The sequence below is a fragment of the Holdemania sp. 1001302B_160321_E10 genome (assembly GCF_015552275.1).
Taxonomy (GTDB): domain Bacteria; phylum Bacillota_I; class Bacilli_A; order Erysipelotrichales; family Erysipelotrichaceae; genus Holdemania.
The window spans coordinates 14,530-35,116 of sequence record NZ_JADNEM010000025.1; the positions used below are offsets into that span (position 1 = coordinate 14,530).

General features: G+C 48.5%; 19 protein-coding genes. 17 read left to right on the plus strand and 2 right to left on the minus strand.

The genetic code is table 11. From position 1 onward, the window contains the following. The first annotated feature begins 281 nt into the window (after positions 1–281). The 8 genes from I2D94_RS13780 to I2D94_RS13815 all read left to right on the plus strand — a co-directional run bounded on the left by I2D94_RS13780 (position 282) and on the right by I2D94_RS13815 (position 8,618). Positions 282–1,415: a glucose-1-phosphate adenylyltransferase gene (locus I2D94_RS13780; RefSeq protein ID WP_072685681.1), complete on the plus strand. Its 1,134-nt coding sequence runs from the start codon at positions 282–284 to the stop codon at positions 1,413–1,415. Positions 1,416–1,428: 13 nt separating this feature from the next. After that, entirely contained in the window at positions 1,429–2,544 is a 1,116-nt protein-coding gene (glgD, locus tag I2D94_RS13785; RefSeq protein ID WP_195397330.1) for a glucose-1-phosphate adenylyltransferase subunit GlgD, read from the plus strand. Positions 2,545–2,556: 12 nt separating this feature from the next. Then, entirely contained in the window at positions 2,557–3,993 is a 1,437-nt protein-coding gene (gene glgA / locus I2D94_RS13790) for a glycogen synthase GlgA (RefSeq protein ID WP_072685683.1), read from the plus strand. Between the two features lie 221 nt (positions 3,994–4,214). Next, positions 4,215–5,411, plus strand: a complete 1,197-nt coding sequence (gene pgk / locus I2D94_RS13795; protein ID WP_195397331.1) for a phosphoglycerate kinase — start codon at positions 4,215–4,217, stop codon at positions 5,409–5,411. Between the two features lie 4 nt (positions 5,412–5,415). Further along, complete coding sequence (gene tpiA / locus I2D94_RS13800) at positions 5,416–6,159, plus strand: triose-phosphate isomerase (RefSeq protein ID WP_072685685.1); 744 nt, start codon at positions 5,416–5,418, stop codon at positions 6,157–6,159. A gap of 62 nt (positions 6,160–6,221) precedes the next feature. Beyond that, positions 6,222–6,410 carry a hypothetical protein gene (locus I2D94_RS13805; RefSeq protein WP_039863675.1) on the plus strand — a complete coding sequence of 63 codons (189 nt, stop codon included), beginning with the start codon at positions 6,222–6,224 and terminating at the stop codon, positions 6,408–6,410. A gap of 71 nt (positions 6,411–6,481) precedes the next feature. Next, entirely contained in the window at positions 6,482–7,780 is a 1,299-nt protein-coding gene (gene eno / locus I2D94_RS13810; protein ID WP_072685686.1) for a phosphopyruvate hydratase, read from the plus strand. 190 nt (positions 7,781–7,970) lie between these two features. Beyond that, positions 7,971–8,618: an HAD family phosphatase gene (locus I2D94_RS13815; RefSeq protein ID WP_195397332.1), complete on the plus strand. Its 648-nt coding sequence runs from the start codon at positions 7,971–7,973 to the stop codon at positions 8,616–8,618. On the opposite strand, the gene I2D94_RS13820 is transcribed toward I2D94_RS13815, so the two are convergent. Beyond that, a complete protein-coding gene (locus tag I2D94_RS13820; RefSeq protein ID WP_195397333.1) occupies positions 8,610–10,103 on the minus strand; it encodes a PRD domain-containing protein in 1,494 nt (497 codons plus the stop codon). The genes I2D94_RS13815 and I2D94_RS13820 overlap by 9 nt on opposite strands. A 735-nt stretch (positions 10,104–10,838) precedes the next feature. Here I2D94_RS13820 and I2D94_RS13825 point away from each other — a divergent pair. The 9 genes from I2D94_RS13825 (at position 10,839) to smpB (ending at position 18,421) form a co-directional block, all read left to right on the plus strand. Continuing rightward, positions 10,839–11,144: a PTS sugar transporter subunit IIB gene (locus I2D94_RS13825; RefSeq protein ID WP_195397334.1), complete on the plus strand. Its 306-nt coding sequence runs from the start codon at positions 10,839–10,841 to the stop codon at positions 11,142–11,144. Positions 11,145–11,164: 20 nt separating this feature from the next. Next, positions 11,165–12,448 carry a PTS transporter subunit IIC gene (locus tag I2D94_RS13830; RefSeq protein WP_195397335.1) on the plus strand — a complete coding sequence of 428 codons (1,284 nt, stop codon included), beginning with the start codon at positions 11,165–11,167 and terminating at the stop codon, positions 12,446–12,448. A gap of 77 nt (positions 12,449–12,525) precedes the next feature. Next, positions 12,526–13,002 carry a hypothetical protein gene (locus I2D94_RS13835; protein WP_195397336.1) on the plus strand — a complete coding sequence of 159 codons (477 nt, stop codon included), beginning with the start codon at positions 12,526–12,528 and terminating at the stop codon, positions 13,000–13,002. Beyond that, complete coding sequence (locus I2D94_RS13840) at positions 12,999–13,454, plus strand: PTS sugar transporter subunit IIA (RefSeq protein WP_195397337.1); 456 nt, start codon at positions 12,999–13,001, stop codon at positions 13,452–13,454. The genes I2D94_RS13835 and I2D94_RS13840 overlap by 4 nt, the downstream gene beginning before the upstream one ends. A 2-nt stretch (positions 13,455–13,456) precedes the next feature. Then, complete coding sequence (locus I2D94_RS13845) at positions 13,457–14,263, plus strand: BtpA/SgcQ family protein (RefSeq protein ID WP_195397338.1); 807 nt, start codon at positions 13,457–13,459, stop codon at positions 14,261–14,263. Continuing rightward, positions 14,263–14,889 carry a hypothetical protein gene (locus tag I2D94_RS13850; protein WP_195397339.1) on the plus strand — a complete coding sequence of 209 codons (627 nt, stop codon included), beginning with the start codon at positions 14,263–14,265 and terminating at the stop codon, positions 14,887–14,889. Before I2D94_RS13845 ends, I2D94_RS13850 begins: the two co-directional genes overlap by 1 nt. 531 nt (positions 14,890–15,420) lie before the next feature. Beyond that, positions 15,421–15,645: a preprotein translocase subunit SecG gene (gene secG, locus I2D94_RS13855; protein WP_006057619.1), complete on the plus strand. Its 225-nt coding sequence runs from the start codon at positions 15,421–15,423 to the stop codon at positions 15,643–15,645. Positions 15,646–15,700: 55 nt separating this feature from the next. Continuing rightward, positions 15,701–17,953, plus strand: coding sequence for a ribonuclease R (gene rnr / locus I2D94_RS13860; protein WP_195397340.1), 2,253 nt, complete (start codon positions 15,701–15,703; stop codon positions 17,951–17,953). 12 nt (positions 17,954–17,965) lie between these two features. After that, positions 17,966–18,421, plus strand: coding sequence for an SsrA-binding protein SmpB (gene smpB, locus I2D94_RS13865; RefSeq protein ID WP_072685688.1), 456 nt, complete (start codon positions 17,966–17,968; stop codon positions 18,419–18,421). Between the two features lie 265 nt (positions 18,422–18,686). On the opposite strand, the gene I2D94_RS13870 is transcribed toward smpB, so the two are convergent. Next, complete coding sequence (locus I2D94_RS13870) at positions 18,687–20,561, minus strand: DUF2207 domain-containing protein (protein WP_195397341.1); 1,875 nt, start codon at positions 20,559–20,561, stop codon at positions 18,687–18,689. Positions 20,562–20,587 lie beyond the last annotated feature (26 nt).

Sequence of the window (20,587 nt, forward strand, 5' to 3'; positions counted from 1 at the left end):
AATTAGAAATGCGGAAAAGTCGAATTGAAACCGGTTACTTTTTTAATAAATTTGAACTCATGTCGTTTTTTAGCAAAATTTTCCGCGAAAATGGTTTAAAAAAACGGTGAAATTGCTTCTAAACCGGATTTTCCCTGCCGTTTCGCAAATAATTTTGATTATCAACTGAAAATGTACGTTTTTCAATTTTGAAGAACATGGAAATTATGATTTTTAATCTTTGAAAAACAGACAGGAACACGCTATAATAAAATCATAAAGAAACTATGGGGGCTAAAGGTATGAAACAAAATAATATGGTTGCCATGATTTTAGCGGGAGGACGCGGAAGCCGTCTTCTTGATCTTACAAAAAAAGTCGCTAAACCGGCAGTCTACTTCGGCGGAAAGTATCGTATTATCGACTTTCCTTTAAGCAACTGTGCCAACTCGGGAATTTCCGTTGTCGGCGTTTTAACGCAGTATGAATCCGTATTGCTGAACTCTTACGTCGCACGGGATCACCATTGGGGACTGGACGCGCGCGACAGCGGCGTCTTCGTTCTGCCGCCGCGGGAAAAGGATAAGACCGGCTTGGGATTATATCGCGGCACGGCAGATGCGATCACGCAGAACATCGACTTTCTGGATCAGATGGAAGCGGAATACGTGCTGATTCTGTCCGGCGACCACATCTACAAGATGGACTATGCCAAGATGCTGGCGCACCACAAAGCCAACAACGCCGACGCGACGATCGCCGTGCTGGCCGTTCCGTTAAAGGAAGCGAGCCGTTTCGGCATCATGAATACGGATGAAACCGACCGGATTATTGAATTTGAGGAAAAACCGGCGAAGCCGAAGAGCAATCTGGCTTCGATGGGCATCTATATTTTCAACTACAAGACGCTGCGCAAGTATCTGACCGCCGATGAAAAGGATCCGAATTCCAGCCATGACTTCGGCAAAGATATCATCCCGGCCTTCTTACGCGACAACAAGATTCTGACCGCTTACCGCTTCAAGGGCTATTGGAAAGACGTTGGAACGATCGACAGCTTGTGGGAAGCCAACATGGACCTGCTGAATCCGGACAACGAACTGGATCTGGGCGATTCCCAATGGAAAATTTATACCGAGGACGTACCGACGCCGCCGCAGTTTATCGGCGAGGAAGCGGTTGTTGAAAACTGCTATATCAATCAGGGCTGCATCGTCAACGGCAGCGTGAAAAACTCCGTCCTGTTCACCAATGTCGAAATCGGCAGCGGCGCGCAGGTTATCGACTCTGTCATCATGCCGAACGCCGTGATCGGCGAGGGCGCGAAGGTAACCCGCTGCATCGTCGCGGACAATGTGGAAATCAGTCCGGGCGCTGTCGTGGGACACAAGGACAGCGAGCATATCGAACTGATCGCAAAAAAGAGAGTGAAATAAGGGGGACGGAAGTATGTGTGACGCATTAGGAATTATTAACTTTGAAGACGCCTGTGTCGATATCACAGGTCTGATGGATTACCGCCCGGCCTCTGCGATCTCCTTTCTGGGTCGTTACCGTTTGATCGACTTCATGCTTTCCAACATGACCAATTCCGGAATTTCCCAAATCGAAGTGTTCATCAAGGACAAACCGCGTTCCCTGATCGAGCATCTGGGCAACGGCCGGCAATACAACATCAACTCCAAGCGCGGGCGTCTGAGCATCCTGTATGGCGAAAACCGGATTATGTCGGATGTTTATAACCACGACATCGCCAACTTTATGGACAATATTCAGTATATTGAAGAAGTGAACAAACCGTATGTCATCATCGCGCCGAGCTATATGATTTATCAGATCGATTTCAACGAAGTTCTCAAATATCATGCGGAGAAGAATTCCGACGTTACCGTCATCTACAAATCAACGGATAACGCGAAGGAAGAATTCATCGGCTGCGATACGTTGTCGATGGACAAGGACAAGCGGATCGTGACGTTTGAGAAGAACCGCGGCAAATACAAGACCCGCAACGTATCGCTGGAAGCGTATGTTATGACCAAGAAGCTGTTTTTGGAATTGGTCCGCAAAGCGGCCAACACCAGCTCGCTGTATTGGTTCAAGGATATCTTGGCTGACAGCTGCGACGATCTGCGGATCAACGGTTATGCGTTTAAGGGCACCGTTTACTGCATCAACAGCCTGCGCAGCTACTTCAAGGCGAATATCGAACTGCGCACGCACGCTAAAGCGCGTGAGTTGTTTAAAGAAGACTGGCCGATTCACACCCGCACTAACGATTCTGCGCCGTCGCAATACATGCCGGAGGCGAAAATCCGCGGCTGCTCGATTGCCAACGGCTGCCATATCGAAGGAAATGTTGAAAACTGCGTCATCGGGCGAAACGTCATTATCAAGAGCGGCGCGGTCGTTAAAAACAGCGTCATCCTGCCGGGAGCCTATATTGGCGAGGGCGCGAAGCTGGATCATGTCATCGTCGATAAGGCGGCGATCGTCAACCATATTAAAAAGTTAGTGGGGACCGATGATTCCCCGATCTATGTTAAACGCAGAGATCGGATTTAAAGGAGGGGTCTTATGAAATCAGTATTGTTTGTCGCGGCGGAAGGTTTGCCGTATATCAAGACCGGCGGACTGGCGGACGTGATCGGCTCGCTGCCGAAGATCTTAAACGAAAAGGGCATGGATGCCCGCGTCGTACTGCCGCTGTATAAACGAATTGCTGAAAAATACCGCGGCGAGTTCACGAAGCTGAAAACGATTCCGATTCATATCGGCGTCATCGACACGGTTGCGACGATTTACCAGTCGCAGTGGGAAAGCGTTACCTATTATTTCATCGAGCATGCCGGCTATTTTGAAAGAGACGGATTATATGGGTATCCGGACGATGGCGAACGTTTCGCCTTCTATCAGAAAGCAGTGCTGGAAATGCTGTGGGCGATTGATTTCTTCCCGGATATCATGCATTGCCACGACTGGCATACCGGCATGATCGCGGCGATGTGCCACATTCAGTATCCGGACGATCAGCGTTATCAGCAGATCAAACATATGTATACGATTCATAACCTGGCGTTCCAGGGCAATTTCCCAGCCGATGTGCTGACGGACTGTCTGGGAATCGACCGGCGGTATTTCGACGACGGCTCGATGCGTTTCCACAACGGCATCAGCTTCATGAAGACCGGCATTATTTTCTCGGATAAGATCACGACGGTGTCGCCATCCTATTCTCAGGAAATTCTGACGGCGCAGTATGGCGAACAGATGGACGAAGTGCTGCGTTTCAGACAGAGCGATCTGTACGGCATCGTCAACGGCATCGACACCAAGATGTGGGATCCGATGACCGACCCGGCGCTGCCGGCGCATTACAATGCGGAAACCGTATTGGAAGGCAAGCGGGCGAACAAAGCCGCTGTTCAGAAAGAGCTGGGGCTGCGGGTGGCGGACGATGTGATGATGATCGGCATCGTTTCGCGACTGACCTGGCAGAAGGGCGTCTATCTGATCATTGAAAAAATGGCGGATATCATGGGCCTGGACGTTCAGTTTGTTGTTTTGGGCACCGGTGAAACGCACATCGAAAACCAGTTTAAGATGATGGAAGACAAGTATCGCCGCCGTGCCGTGTATTACTGCGGTTACAACGATGAACTGGCGCATCGGATTTATGCCGGCTGCGACCTGTTCTTAATGCCGTCGTTATTTGAACCATGCGGAATCGGACAGCTGATCGCGATGCACTACGGTTCGCTGCCGTTAGTCCGGGAAACCGGCGGCCTGCGCGATACGGTTCATCCGTACAACCAGTACACCAAGGAAGGCAACGGGTTCAGCTTTACGGCATTCAACAGCCATGACATGCTTTACACGCTGCGCTGCGCGGCTGATGCTTACTACCTCAACCGGGCGGATTGGGATCAGCTGGTCCAGCAGGCAATGGGCACCGACGTGAGCTGGAATCTGTCGGCGGATCAATATACCAAGCTTTACAACGAGATGGAATAAGGAGCGGAAACGCTCCTTTCCTTTTGAGCTGTCCGCGTCGACAGGGAGGTGGGGGAAACGTTGGAGAAAACGGCTTGGCGAAGGCAAAAAACAACAATCCGGCAGGGTTGTCAAAAGAAAGCGCTATCACCTTGATAAGATGATCACAAGCGGCTTTTTCCTAGTTTACTTCACTTCTTTCGGGTGTTATAATTTGAAATGTAAAAGGAGGAATTCTTAACATGGCAAAACAAACTGTTCGTGACCTTGATGTTAAAGGAAAACGCGTCCTGGTTCGCGTCGACTTTAACGTACCTATCAAAGATGGAAAAATTACCAATGATAACCGGATCGTTTCCGCTCTGCCGACGATTAACTATCTGACGGAGCATGGCGCAAAGGTTATCCTGATGTCGCATCTGGGCAAGATCGATCATAAAGATCCTGAAAAGTGCGAAGCAGGCAGGAAAAAGAACAACATGGCTCCGGTTGCCGCACGGCTGCAGGAGCTGGTTTCCGGCAAAGTTACCTTCGTTCCGGTAACCCGCGGCGAAGAACTGGAAAATGCGATCGCGGCGATGAACGAAGGCGATATCGTCCTGATGCAGAACACCCGTTATGAAAAGGGCGAATCCAAGAATGATCCGGATCTGGCTGCGTATTGGGCAGGCTTAGGCGATTTGTTCGTTTCCGATGCGTTCGGCTCGGTTCACAGAGCGCATGCTTCCACCGTCGGCATTGCGACGCATCTGCCAAGCGCCTGCGGCTTCCTGGTTCAGAAAGAAATCGAGAACCTGAGCGCGGCGATCGACAATCCGAAGCGTCCGTTAGTCGCTATCTTAGGCGGTGCGAAAGTTTCCGATAAGATCGCTGTCATTGAAAACCTGCTGAACATCGCGGACAAGGTCATTGTCGGCGGCGGCATGGCGTACACCTTCTTAAAAGCTCAGGGGAAAGAAATCGGTACATCCCTGTTAGAAGAAGACCGGATCGAAATGGCGAAGGAATTTTTGGCCAAGGGCGGCGACAAGCTGATCCTGCCGGTCGACTCTGTCGTTGCCAACGCGTTTGAAAACGCAACGGAAGTCAAGACGGTCAGCAATGACGAAATTCCAGCGGGCTTTATGGGCCTGGATATCGGACCGAAGTCTGTCGAGCTGTTCAAGAAAGAACTGCAGGGCGCCAAGACGGTCGTCTGGAACGGACCGATGGGCGTCTTCGAGAACCCGGCTTACGCCAACGGCACGATCGAAGTCTGCAAGGCAATCTCCGAGCTGCCTGACGCGATGACGGTGATCGGCGGCGGCGATTCCGCGGCAGCGGCGATCCAGCTGGGCTTCAAAGACAAATTCACGCACATTTCCACCGGCGGCGGCGCTTCCCTGGAATACATGGAAGGCAAGGAACTGCCGGGCATCGCAATCATTCAGGAGAAATAAATCAATGAGAAAACCAATTATTGTCGGAAACTGGAAAATGAATAAGACCTGCGCGGAAGCGGTCAGCTTCATCAATGAAATTGAACCGAAGCTGCACGACGGCGCAGATTACGGCATCGCAGCTCCGTTCACAGCGCTGAAGGACTGCGTCAACACGGCGAAGGGTCTGATCGTCGCGGCGGAAAACTGCCACTTTGAAGACAACGGCGCGTTCACTGGTGAAGTCAGCGTTCCGATGCTGGAAGAAATCGGTGTTAAATGGTGCATCATCGGCCATTCCGAACGCCGTCAGATGTTCAATGAAACAGACGAAACGGTCAACAAAAAGGCCAAGCGTTTAATCGAAGCGGGGATCACGCCGATCCTGTGCATCGGTGAAACTGAAGCTCAGTTTGACGCCGGTCAGACTGAAGAAGTCATCCGCGCGCAGCTGAAGGGCGGCCTGGAAGGGCTGTGCCCGAAGTGCGTCGCCAAGATGGTTCTTGCATATGAACCGATCTGGGCGATCGGCACCGGCAAGAGCGCAACCAAGGAAATCGCGCAGAACTGCTGCCACATCGTCCGTGACCAGGTTCGCGTGATGTTTGGCGATGAAGCGGCGGAAGGCGTCCGCATCCAGTACGGCGGATCGGTCAAGCCAAACAATATTAAGGAATACATGGCCATGGAAGATATCGACGGCGCTCTGATCGGCGGAGCTTCGTTGAAAACGGATTCCTTTGAAGAAATCATCAACGCGACAAAATAAGGTAAAATGACAAAATTCCCATCGATCCTCTGTCTATAATGAAGCCAAAAGGAGGCGTCGTTATGAAAAAGAGGATCGGCGGGATTCTGATTGTTTCCGGCGCCATCTTGTTGCTGAATCCGACTCTGGACGTCCAACAGCTGATGGCCGGTATGGAAACGATGCTGGTCAGCTACTGGCCGGTATTGCTGATCGTTCTGGGGCTGGCGCTGCAGAACGACGGCAGAAAAACAAAGAAAACACACCGTTAGCATTTGACTTTTCCCCGAATGTAAAAGGGAGAAGGAAAATAGAACAGGTAATCACAAGGAGGAAATTGAAGATGCCTAGTATTATTGATGTTTACGCACGCGAAGTCCTGGACTCCCGCGGCAACCCAACTGTTGAAGTCGAAGTAACGACAGAATCCGGCGCTTTCGGACGCGCGATCGTTCCATCCGGCGCATCCACAGGCGAAAGAGAAGCACTGGAACTGCGTGATGGCGATAAGAGCCGTTTCATGGGCAAGGGCGTAACGAAGGCGGTTGCCAACGTTAACGATATCATTGCCGACGCTGTCTTAGGCATGGACGTTACCGATCAGAACGCGATCGACAAAGTCATGATCGAACTGGATGGCACCAACGATAAGTCCAAACTGGGCGCGAACGCGATCCTGGGCGTTTCCATGGCTTGCGCACGGGCCGCTGCAGATTACTATGATATGCCGCTGTATAAATATTTCGGCGGATTCAACGGCAAGACGCTGCCAGTTCCGATGATGAACGTCTTAAACGGCGGCAGCCATGCGGATTCCACGGTTGATTTCCAGGAATTCATGATCATGCCGGTTGGCGCAACTTCCCTGAAGGAAGCTGTCAGAATGGGCGCTGAAACATTCCACAACCTGCGCAAAGTCTTAAAGGGCAAAGGCTACAACACAAACGTCGGTGATGAAGGCGGCTTCGCTCCTTCCTGCGTTGAAGGCAATGAAGAACCGCTGAAGCTGATCGTTGAAGCGATCAAAGCTGCGGGCTATGTTCCGGGCAAGGATATCTGCATCGCCATGGACGTTGCGGCTTCTGAATTCTATAATGAAGAAACCGGCAACTACGATCTGGAAAAATCCGGACAGGGCACAAAGACCACGGATGAAATGATCGCCATGTATGAAGAATGGGTTGAAAAGTACCCGATCGTTTCGATCGAAGACGGCTTAGGCGAAAGAGACTGGGACGGCTGGAAGAAACTGACAGACAAGCTGGGAAGCAAGATTCAGCTGGTCGGCGACGATCTGTTCGTTACGAACCCGGCAATCCTGAAGGAAGGCATTGAAAAGGGCATCGCCAACTCGATCCTGATCAAGGTCAACCAGATCGGTTCGCTGACAGAAACCTTCGACGCTATCGAAATGGCGAAGAAGGCTGGCTATACCTGCGTCGTTTCCCACCGTTCAGGTGAAACAGAAGATACGACCATCGCGGATATCGCCGTCGGTCTGAATGCAGGCCAGATCAAGACCGGTTCGATGAGCCGTACTGACCGTATCGCGAAGTACAACCAGCTGATCCGGATCGAAGACGAACTGGGCCCAATCGCTGAATACCAGGGCATGAACTGCTTCTACAACGTTAAGAAATAAGCAGAATACATCTTCATTTGAAAAGACAGTCTTTCACAGGCTGTCTTTTTTACGTTAACAGTTACCCGAATTCCTCTGTACAAAAGGATGCACGTAGAATTGAACACGCTTTTTTGGTTTCCTTCCTTCTTCTGCTTGACCAATACGCCTTATATAAGGTTAAATAACAGGGGAAAGAAAGAAGGAAGATATGATGCTAAAAGGATTGATCTTTGATTGCGATGGGGTTCTGAGCGATACTGAGCCTAAATTTACTCAGGGAATGCTCGATCATCTTCACACTTTCGGAATCAACGCGGATCCAGCCGATCTGGACGAGTTCTGTGGGATGACCTTGCGCCGGTCCTGTGAAGAAGTTATGGCCAGGTATGGGATAAAGAGCGTGAGTCTGGACCAGTTTATACAAGATGAACTTGCCTGTTATGAATATTACTTTCAAGATGAGTATATGCAGCCAATGCCGGGTCTGATGGAATTTCTCAATTACTTAACTGAAAGAAAAATTCGGTTGGGCGTTGCAACTTCTTCAAGTACGCCTTATATTCGCCGGCTGTTGCAATTATTTGATATCGAAGATCGTTTTTATACGGTTATTGCGGGCGATCAGGTAGAAAATGGAAAGCCGGATCCTGAAATCTATTTAAAAGCGGTTGAATTAATGGCACTTCCTGCCGAAGAACTTGCGGTGATTGAAGACTCTGCCAACGGGATTGCGGCCGCAAAAAAAGCCGGCCTCAAAACGATCGGCTTTAAAGGGTCCAGAATTGTTCAAAATACATCAGCGGCGGATTTAGAGGTCAAGAGCTATCTGGAACTGATGAAACTAGATTTATTCTGATGGAAAAGGAAGCTGCGTTTGAAAATAGGATAAAATTGTCTGCGGATTCCTGGCCTTCTGAATTGTCTGAATAAAATCAGGCCGTCGTAAAAGCGTCATAAGCAGAATCAGGATGTTAGCATATTCAGGTGTATCATAAACTGCACAGGCCAAGATCGTCAGTACCGGATTGTATTGATGATCGCCAAAGCAGACTGGCGTCTTGAGCCGAACAAGCGAAAGCGCTGGTTCTAATACGCCGTCTAACGGCGACGCATGGGCGAGCGCGACACCGGGGGCAATTACAATATAAGGACCATATTTAATCACAAGATCAATCATCTGATGAAGATAGTTGACTGTGATTTTTTTCTGCCACAGAAGTAATTCACCGGCTGCAATGATCCCTTCTTTCCAATCAATAATATCTTTATCTAAAACGATGCGATCAGCGCTGAGCAGATTGAGAAACGCTGTTTTTTCATTGGCGGAAAAGCGATGCAGGTCAGCCATGGATTCGCTGTGAGAGTTGGTCAGTACCGGAATCCGGGAGCTTTCTAATTCAGATAAGCATGATCGGATGCGGGTCAAATCCGATTCGGACAGAATCACGTTGACCGTTAAGGCAGGGACAATGGAAGATTCAATCGGGACTGTGGAGATGATCAAATCAACGTTCCGGCTGGCGAGCATTTCATCCATTTTATGCACAGAACAAACATCAATGAGATTAACGCGGAAATGACGATGAATCTGCATGGCCAGAAAGTTTCCTGTAGCCATTCCTGCACTGCAGGTAACCAGAATGTTCGGGACATAGTGATTAAACTTTCCGCGTTCTATCGAAGCGAGGATATGCATGAGAATGTAGGCAGTCTCACTGTCATTTAAAGCAAGATTCAGACCATTTTCAAGGATATAAATATTCCGTTTGATGATTTCAAAATCTCTGGAATATTGCCTCTGTGTTTCATTCAGGTAAGGATTATCCAGTTTCCTGCCACTTTTAAGGCGATGATAACAAGCTGTAATATGCGCGCATAAATATTCAAATAATAAACTGTCGCTGAGTAAATCAATTTTATAATAGAAGGATATTTTCTGCAGAAATTCTCTGATTGTCAGGGAAAAGAATACCGAATCATGAGGACTGTTACCAAGCTTTAATGCCAGATCCATCCCCTGTACTGTTTTTGTGAAAAATTCAATCTCCAACGGATTGACCGCAATTTCATCTTTCAGCTGATCGAAAATGGTCGTGGAAAACTGTTCCCAGGAATTGAAGCTGTGAGAACGTGTAGAATATCCTTGAATCATGTGGCCCGATTCTATGCGAGTAATTTGAAAGATCAGAAGTGTTAGCAGCCGATAAAAATCCGAATCGGATAACTTAAGTTCTAACAAGCCTTCTGCTTTTTTTATGCTGATTTCTGCGAGTCTTCGATACCGGTCAAATTTCAAATGCTGAGCTAAATAAGCGATACAGGGATTGGTCGGCTGATTCATGAAATAATCGTTGAAGTCGATTTCGGTCCCCAGCAGCTGAAGCAGTAAATTTCGTTTCTGTAATTCAGGACAAGCGAAAACCAACCCGTCATGAGTGGCTTGGAAACATTCTGGATCCATCTTGGAGATAAACCTGAGGCTTTGCAGATCATTGATAATTGTATTACGGCTGACATAAAAGATTTCTTTAAAATAATCGTTTTTAACCGGCGTATCCGAGGTGATTAACGTGGCTGCGATGATTATCTGTCTTTCCGTGGCAGAAAGCCGGTATTCATAAAAAGTCATCGAATTCACAGAGGCAGCGAGATAATCACGCTGGGCTGCAGTTCCGGTAAATTGAAATTTTCGGCCGTCAAAACAAACCGCGTGGGTACAATGGAGGCTGTCCAGGTAATCATTAATTTCTTCCCAATAATTATAAAAGGTTCTTCGCGAAACGTTAAACGATGCCGGAAGTGAATCCAACTTTAACGTTCCGCTTTCTTCTGTAATGATTTTCTTTAATAAGTCTACTGTTTGCTTGTTCATAAATATCTCTTATTTACTGTTGAATAAATTATAACATAAAAGCTTACAAAGACGGATACAAAAGGCTTCAATGCTATAAGAAGGCTTTTGATTTAAAGCTGGAAATAAGAAGGAAATTGGACTGTTCAAATTGAAATTGCGCCTTTATGATAGAAGTATGAACTAAGCTTGGTCTCATAAATTCACATTAGGAGGTGAACTGTTTTGAAAGTTAAAGCATTGATTGCGTGCGGGGGAGGAATTGCAACTTCAACGTTTGCAGCTGAAGAAATTTCCAGAATTGCCAGGGAGTGCAGCGTAGATGTGCAAATCGTGAAATCTCGAATCGTCGATGTTCCCGCTATGGCAAAAGATTTTGACGTATGCTTTGTAACTTCTGGTTATGCCCAAGCGATCGACTGTCCGCTGGTACGGGTTAACGGATTGATCACCGGTATCGGGGAAGAGGAAACGATTGCTGAAATTCGTAAGGCCCTGCGCCTGGCCGCTGATAAAGAATTCAGTCAATAACTGAACCCTTGGAGGATAAAATGCAGATAATTAATTCGATCATTCAGTTTATCATGGACTTGGGCGGAGCGATTTTCCTTCCTTTCATGATTACGATTTTAGGCTTGTTTTTCAAAATCAAATTTTTCGATTCTTTCCGAAATGGTTTGCGTATCGGCGCTGGATTTCTGGGAATTACAGTGATTCTTGAAATGCTGTGCAGCTGTCTGAATCCTGCAGTTGAGTTTTATTCCGGAATGGGCAGCGGCTTCACCGTGATTGATATCGGATGGGAAGGCATCGCTGCGATTGCCTGGTCGACGCCATTTGCCCTGATCATTGTGCCGATTTGTCTGATTCTGAATTATTTCCTGATCCGATTACGGTTTACAAAAACAATGGATGTCGACGTTTGGAATTACTTCCATGTTATTCTTGGCGCAGCAATGGCCTATTATGTAGCACAGTTGGCTGGATTGAGCGCGAGTTCAGCCGTGATTGCCGCCATGCTGGTTGCCGTGGGAACTTTCGTTATCATTCTGAAAATGGCAGACTGGATAGCTCCGTACTGGCAGAAACATTACAATCTGCCGGGGACGACCTGCTGTAATAACGACGCCTTCCAAATCTGGGCGATTGATTATGTTGTATGCTGGATCATGGATCGCATCCCGGTCATCAACAAGATTAATTTAAACGCAAAATGGTTCAGCGACAAATTTGGTTCCTTAGGCGAAACTTCGGTCTTGACCTTCTTTGTCGGCATTCTGATTTCCATCATTACCCGCCAGGATCTTGCAACGATGCTGACAATGAGCGTCACGCTTTCAGCGGCAATCGTCATTCTTCCGCGAATGGTCAGTTTGCTTATGGAAGGATTGAATCCGATTTCAAACGCAGCACGTAAAATCTTCAAGCAGAAACTTGGCGATGAATACGATATTTATATCGGTATGGATGAAGCCTTATGCCTGGGGGATGAAAGTGGAATTCAATGTGCCGCAATCATGATTCCGATTGGTTTGGCTGTAGCCTTTTTACCAGGCGTCAATTTCTTTCCGATTGCCAGTCTGGGTTCAATGGTCTACACAACCTGTATGTGCTCGCTTTTTGCCCGGGGTGATATTCTGAAAACAGTGATCGCTTCAACCGTCAACTGTATTTATTCCTATCAGGTTTTAAGCTGGATGGCGCCGTTAGTGACCAAATTGGCAGTGAATACAGGCTATATTACCAATGCGGCAGGGATGGTTACCGGATCCAGCGTCGAAGAATTCCATTGTCTGATTATCGCTTTGGTCAGCAAGCTGTTTGGAGTCTGGTAAACGTTATCTCATTAACAGAATGAAGCGCAAACTGAGGCGGCTGTTTCTTCACCGGAACAGATCATAGGAGAAAGCTCATGAAAACGTATACTGTCAGAGAGAATGTAAAAAAAGTATATCTGCGGGTTGGGATTGGCAGCGTGAGCTTGCTGATGCTGATCTTGATAGTTCAACCGACGGTCTTTCGTTCGTCAACGTTGAATTTAGTGTTTTATGGTATGTGTGTATTCATGGCCGGACTGCATCTGATGCAGGCCTGGACCTGCCGGCTGAGAATTGAGGCCGATGAAATCTATTTTTATAACGGACTTATGGATGTAAAACATATTCCGCTGGATAAAATAGTCAGGATTGAATACAATCCGCAAATCAGAATTCGGATCGTTCTGCAGCGTAAGGATACCGTGATCAAAATTCCAAATGTCTTCAGTGCAGAGGAAACAGCCGAAATTTTGCGGACAATACACCGGCGCCGCCGGAAAATTCAGATCGAATATATTGAAAAACCAAGTTTATTTAACAAAAACGTAGAAAATTGTGAGCGTGGAAAATGAGTCAATTATTTATGATAGAAGGCGCAGCCGATACCTGGCAGGAAGCTCTGAAGCTAACTGCGGATAAGTTGTTGGAAAAAGGTTGTGTCCGTGATGATTTTTATGAAAGTTGTGTCAGTCGCGAGCTGAGCTATCCTACAGGACTGACTGAGAGCTGTCCTGTAGCGATGCCTCATACAACAAAAGATTATGTGCTGAAGCAAGCCGTTTGCGTGCTTCGATTGAAAGAACCAGTATTCTTTCGCAGCATGGAGAATGTCGATCAGGAAATTCCGGTGCGGTATGTGCTCAATTTGGCCTTATTGGATGATCAGGAACATGTCCGGGTCATTTCCCGAATTATAAAAAATCTGAAAGACCAACATTTTCTTGAAAGTATGGACGCTTTGCCTCAGGTACAGCTGGCACAGTTTCTGGAAACAAAATTCTTACATGATGAAGGAGATGAATAAAAATGTGGATGAAAGAACTATTTGGAACGGATAAACCGGTTATCGGGATGATGCATTTAATGGCTTTGCCGACAGATCCTAAATATGATCCGGAAGGAGGGATCCAGAAAGTATTGAAGCGCGCCCGCGCCGATTTGCATGCGATTCAGGAAGGCGGGATTGACGGAATTTTATTCTGTAATGAATATTCAATTCCTTATCTTGAGGATGTGCGCCCTGTGACCATTGCCTGCATGGCGCGGATTATCGGCGAACTGCGATCTGAGATTCGGGTCCCTTTCGGAGTGGATGTAGCTTCAGATGCGATGAAAACGTATGATTTGGCTGCGGCTGTCGAAGCTGATTTCATCCGTGAGACGTTAAGCGGTGCTTATGCCGGAAATGACGGAATTGCCGATGTAAAGATGGGCGAAATTGAGCGGCATCGAATCGAAGTGGGCTGCCGGAATATAAAGACGCTGGCGACTTTAGTACCTGAAGGCGCCCGTCAGATTGCCGAACGTCCGATTGAAGAAGTTGCGAAAACTGTAACCTTTTCTCTGGCGCCGAGCGCTCTGCTTGTTTATGGGGCAACGGCAGGATCTTCCATTGATACTTCGTTGGTAACCCGGGCAAAAAAAGCAACGGACATTCCAATTTTCGCGAGTAATGGGGTAAAAGCAGAAACAGTCGCTTCGATTTTATCCACGGCTGATGGCTGTGTCGTTGGTACGTGGATGAAACAGGAGGGAAAGTTTTATAATCCGGTTGATTCCCGGCGGGTTGCCGAACTGATGAAAAATGCAAAAGAGGCTCGGGGTAATTTATAATGGACATTAGTCCTTCGATCGCTTCCGGCAATCTGCTTCGAATTGAGGAGGAGGTGGCCTTTGCCGACCGTTTCTTCAACAGCCTGCATCTGGATATTGAAGATGGGGTCGCAGTCTCGGGGATTACGTTCGGCACTAAAATGTGCCAGCTGATTTGCGATGCTTCAACGGCCGCTGAAAAATCGATTCATCTGGAAGTGTGGCGGCCGTTAGATTATCTGGAAGAAGTCCGAAAATGTAATGCGAATCATGTCTTTATTCAAACTGCACATCTTTCTGAAGCTCAGCAGGTAATTCAAATTTATCAACAAGCAGGAATTCCCACAGGCATCAGCATCAATGTGCTTGATCAATCCCGTCCTGACTTTTATGCGCTGCTGACTCTGGCCGATGAGATTCTGGTGGCAACTGCCTATCCCGACGACCCCGAACAATGTTATCAGAATGAGATGGAAAAACTCGCGCTGAAGTTGGCCGCTGAAGGAAAGAAAGTTTGGATTGACGGCGGCGTGACGGCTGAAATTTATTCCAAGCTGGCAGACAGTTCCTTGACTGCGGCTGTGATGGGACGCGCTGTTTTTAAGAATAAAGAACAAGCGGTCAAGCAATTTTGTCAGAATAGATAAGGATGTCAGTTTCAAGGGAAGAAATAAAATACTAAAATTTTACAAGAATGCGGAATTCTACGTTTAAGAGTTTCGCATTTTTTATTGGCTGAACAAAATATTCAGCGAATGACAAAAGGAGCGAGGATAAACACCCGGAGAAGGAGCGAAAAATGCTGATCGAAATTCAATGATATCCGTAAAGCATGACTTTTTACAAGGCGCTGTTTCTTAACTTTGTTTAATTTGGGTGATGACTTGTTCCTGGTTTAAAAGCGTGAAATTCTGGCAATAATAAAATTAAGTTGAATTCATCATATTCAAGTTGGCATCTCAAAAGTTTTATGTTTCAGACTTTTAAAAACTTCGTCAATCCATTCCATGAATACTCCTGACAAAGTAGTTTTGTAATCCTCTAAGCCAGGATACTTCGCTTTATCATGAAAAATCGCTTTTCTACTGTTTTTCTGTGATCTCATCAGCAGAACTGTTTGCAATTTGACTACGCCTTTGTTATAATAGAAAAGCGATAAATCTGAAAGGAGGATTAAGATGCTTGATATCTTATTGATGGTGGTGTCCGTGATTTTAATACTTCTTTCTCTGTTACAAAGTGGAAAATCAGACGGGATCAGCGGTGCTTTTACTGGGAGCGGCGGATTAAATCTGTTTGCCAATGTAAAAGAGAGAGGACCGGAGAAGATTATTTCCAATGCCACACTGGTTGTCGGAATTTTGTTCTTCGTGCTGGTCATTGTGATTAGGGTACTGAACTAACGGCCGTCAACAGCGGCCTTTTTTCATATTATTAAAAGAAATTCGAGGTGAGGTTATGGAACAAATAGACATAAAACAACAAATTGAAACGATGATTGCCGACGAGCATTATCGACCGTTGAGTCTGGCTCAGCTGCAGGAAACGTTAGGCTTAACAACAACAGAAGAATTCGTGGCGATGAATAAAGCGGTCAACGAACTGGCTGAACAATATGTGATTGTTTTCAGCCAGAAAGGCAATCTGATGCCGGCCAGAATGGGCGGTTACTATCAGGGAGCGTTATCCGTAAACCGCAAAGGTTTCGGCTTTCTGGATTTGGAAGGAGAGAACAGCATCCACATCACGGAAGCCAATCTGCATGGGGCGATGAACGGCGATGTGGCAATCGTCAAGAAACTGCCGTCTTTCTACGGCAGCGACGAGGGCGAGGTCATCCGCGTTCTGCAGCACAAAACAAACACGCTGGTCGGGACGTTTTTCTCATCGCCAGGCAAAGGTCTGCAGCTGCGGCTGGACGACGAGCGGATTAAAGCCCGGCTGATCGTCAAAAACTGGCAGGCCTTTAAAATGGTCAGCGGCACGAAGGTGTTATTGAAGGTCTTGCGCTACGGTGATCCGATGGAGCTGGAAATTGTCCAGCTGTTAGGCCATATCGACGATCCGGGCGTGGATATTCTGTCGGTGCTGCTGGAATACGATATCGACCCGCAGTTCCCGCAGGAAGTCATGGAACAGGCGCAGCGGACGCCGTCGCGCGTATCGCCGAAAGAAAAAGAAGGCCGCCGCGACTGCACTGGGAAAATGATTATCACGATTGACGGCGAGGATTCCAAGGATCTGGACGACGCGGTCTGCGTCGAGAAGATCGCCGGCGGATACCGGCTGGGCGTTCATATCGCGGACGTTTCCCACTATGTTCCAGAGAACAGCCCGCTCGATCAGGAAGCGCTCAAACGCGGCACGTCCACCTATGTCGTCGACCGTGTGGTACCGATGCTTCCGCACCTGTTATCCAACGGCATCTGTTCCTTGAATCCGAAAGTGCTGCGGTTAACGCTGTCGTGTGAAATGGAGATCAACGAAGCTGGGGAAATCCTCAATTATGAGATCTTCCCATCCTATATTAAGACAACGGAGCGGATGACCTATACCGCGGTGAACGCAATTCTGGAAGGCGAGGAAGAAGTCTGCCGGAAATACAAGAAGCTGACGGAGATGATCGGTTTGATGCGGGATTGTTCGCGGGCGATCCGCAAGCGCCGTCATGAGGCCGGAGCGATCGACTTTGAAACGCCGGAAGCGAAAATCATTTTAAACGAACAAAATAAAATTCAGGAAATTCAGGTGCGCGAGCGCAAGGAAGCGGAAATGATCATCGAGGATTTCATGGTCACGGCCAACGAATGCGTGGCCCGACACATGAAATGGCTTGAGATTCCGGCCTTGTACCGGGTACATGAAGCGCCGGAGCCGAAAAAGCTGCGGGATTTCGCGAAGATCGTCCTGTTGATGGGCAAGCGTTTCAAAGGCAGCGTTGAACAAATCCGTCCGCTGCAGCTGCAGCAGCTTTTGGATTCGTTCAAAGACGATCCGGCCTATCCGGTCATCTCGACGATGATGCTGCGAAGCATGCAGAAGGCGAAATATGACCCGCGCTGTCTGGGCCATTTCGGACTGGCGCTGGAAGAATACACCCACTTCACCTCGCCAATCCGCCGATATCCGGATTTGATCGTTCACCGGATGCTTCACAAATACGGCTTCGGAACCGCACTGGATCCGGAAATGATGAAGCAGGACGAACTCAAAATGGAGGAATATGGCAAGCTGACCTCGGAGCGGGAACGGGCTGCGATCGAAGCGGAACGGGAAGTTGAAGATATGAAGAAAGCCGAATACATGGAGGATCAAATCGGTAAGATTGCCGAAGGCGTCATCAGCGGCGTCACGAAGTTCGGTTTCTTTGTCGAACTGGAAAATACTGTCGAAGGTCTGGTTCACGTACAGAAGCTGACGGACGATTACTATCATTACGATCCGGATACGCTGAGCCTGAAGGGTGAGCGGACAAAGAAGATATACCGGCTGGGGCAGCGCGTCAAGATTAAAGTAACCGGCGCCAGCAAGCTCCATCAGGAGATTGACTTCGATCTCGTCCGGCCGCGCAGGGAAAAACGCGAGCCTATTCCCGCAGCGAAGAAAAAAGCCGGTCCCCGTAAGGAACCGAACCGGCCTGCGGAACCGGCTCCGGTCAAAAGCAAACGTCGGCGCACCCGCCGGCGGAAACCGAAACCCACCCAAGCATAAGGAGGAATCACGATGAGCGGTGAAAAAATCATTGCCGTCAACCGCAAGGCGTCCCATGACTATTCGTTGGAGGAGCGCTTTGAAGCCGGACTGGTCCTGACTGGAACTGAAATTAAATCGATACGTCAGGGCAAGGCGCAGTTCAAGGATGCCTACGTCAGCTTCATCAGCGGTGAAGCCTGGATCAAGGAGATGCACATCGCAGCCTATGATCATGGCAACCAGTTCAATCATGACGAAACCCGCCAACGGAAGCTATTGCTGCACAAGCTGGAAATCGTCAAGCTCCAGCAGAAGGTCAAGCTGAAGGGGTATACCGTCGTTCCGGTTAAGCTGTATCTAAAAAACGGCCGGGCCAAGATGGAGATCGCGCTGGCCAAGGGTAAAGCGTTATACGACAAGCGTGAGGACGCGAAGCTGAAGGATGCGAAGCGGGAGATGGAAAAAGCGATGAAAGCACGGTGGTAAGCCGTGTTTTTTTTGTATAGTAACGAAAGTAGAAAAGCCTTTATTTTTGAGCGAATGACAGTACATCAGCCTGAAACAAAGAACAAAATGAAAGTACTACGCACAATAAAACGGCAATGCTGGCGGAACGAAGCTCGGCTCTTAAAGAAATAGGCGCTGCTTGGCTGAATGATCGGCAGAAGAAAAGCCGCAAGTTCTAATAACCTGCAGCTTTCGTGTTCATTGCGATTGGCGGATATTGAAATCAGGATGCGGATTGAGCTGCTTACCAGCCGCTGCCAGAGGTGCCGCCGAAGCCGCCGCCGGTAAAACCGCCGCCCCCGCCTCCGCCGAAGCTGCCGCCATGCGGACCCGAGCTTGAGGAAACCGGTGCGGAGGTCATGGCTCGCTGGAACGAATTCATATTGCGGTCCAGCCGGCTGATCATATACCACGTTGTCCAGCCATCCGGGCCATAGTACCAGGTTGGCGGTTCCAAGGTCAGACCCCGGAAATGTTCCGCCCAGATATCCGATAAGCCCAGCGCGTAGGCATAGGGCAGAATCGAGTAGAAGTAAGTTGGATCATCTTTTACCAACATGGCCAGACGGTCCTTTTCCGCGTACAGAATGAAGTTCCGCAGACCTAAGACTTTCCCGGTTAACCGCTGTCCCCGCTCGGTCCGCTTCTTCATGAAAACCGCGCAGAGAGCGCTGATCAGCGTGCAGATGCTTAAGAAAACCGGGCAGAGCCAGCTCTGGCGTGCTGTCAGAAAGGCAATCGCCAATAACAGCGCCCACAGACCCGTAAGCAGGACCATACCGAGAAGCATACCGAATCGAAAGCCGCCGCCGGCACTGTGCCAACGCTGCTGCAGACTGCAGCCCATGATGATGACGATGATCATCACGAAATACGGAATGATCAGGAATACGATTGCCGCGAAGCTGAATTCAACGGCATAGAACTGCAAGGCCGCCAGAATCGCAATCGGCAGCGGCGCTAACAAGGTTAAAATTACCTGTAAGGTTGAAGAGAGCTTGGTGAACAACCGCTTTTCCGGCAGCCGGTAATAAGCGGAATAATCCTGAATCGCCTGATTGAGATGGGTGTAAAACTTTTCTTCCAGCTGCTTTGTCGTCACGCTGTCGCGGTTCTTAAACAGCGCGTTGAACAACCGCAGCTCCGCGACCGGCGTATTCTCCGGCAAAGCTTGCAGCTTATTCAGCTTCAAGGTCTTCGTTTGATCCTCAATCGTCAGGTAGCCGCGATTCGCCCAGTCCAGAATCAGCGACAAGACTTCCCGGTTTTGCACGGAACCGTTTAGAATCATACCGACCTCGGTGCTGGAGATCCCCTCCGGCGCGGTAAATTCGACCGGAATGATCAACGTTTCATCACGACCCCACCGCATCAGACAGAAAATGCTGAGCAGCGTGATAAAACCGCCGAGAATGGCGAGGGGCAGGGAATAATCAGCTTGTTTCGGATAGATGAAATACTGATCAGGCAAGTCCAGCTTAACCGTGATCCCCTCAAACGGAGCCAGCGCGGATAAGGTTTCGCCGCTGAAGGTCGTCCCTTCCTGCTCAAAGCGGAATTGATCCTGCGGCAGATCAGAATAGAAGTACAGCTGGCTGGCATCGAAGCTTTTTGGCATCGTGACCCGGAAGGTGACCTTCTCAATCGTTGTATCCCAGTGAACAGAAATCAGATTCCAGTAAAAACTCTGGATGTCGCCCAATCTCAAATCGCGGGTATGCACCTGATAGCGGATCTGATAGGTTTCTTCAGATTGGGCGTAGGTATCGGCGCTGCCCAGGCGGAGGTTGTAGTAATCATCCTCATCGCTGAGCTTGGCTTCATGACCTGAGAGCACTTCGATGTGGTCGATCGGAAAGACGTAGCTGCGGTTTATCACGGTATCGCCAATCCGCCATGATACATTGCGGTAACGTTTGGGCAGCGTCAGATTTAAGCCGTGCAGGCGCTGCTGAAACTGAACGTCGAGCGTTTCCGTAACGGTATACACCCCATCTTCGCTGACCTCAATCTGAATGTCGTAATGGTCGATCGTGAAGCCTTCCTGAGCGTGAATCGGCTGCAGCCCGAGGAAAAGCAGAAACAGCGTCAGAACGCTGAATAAAATTCGTTTTTTCATAAATTCCACTCCTTACTGTCCGAATG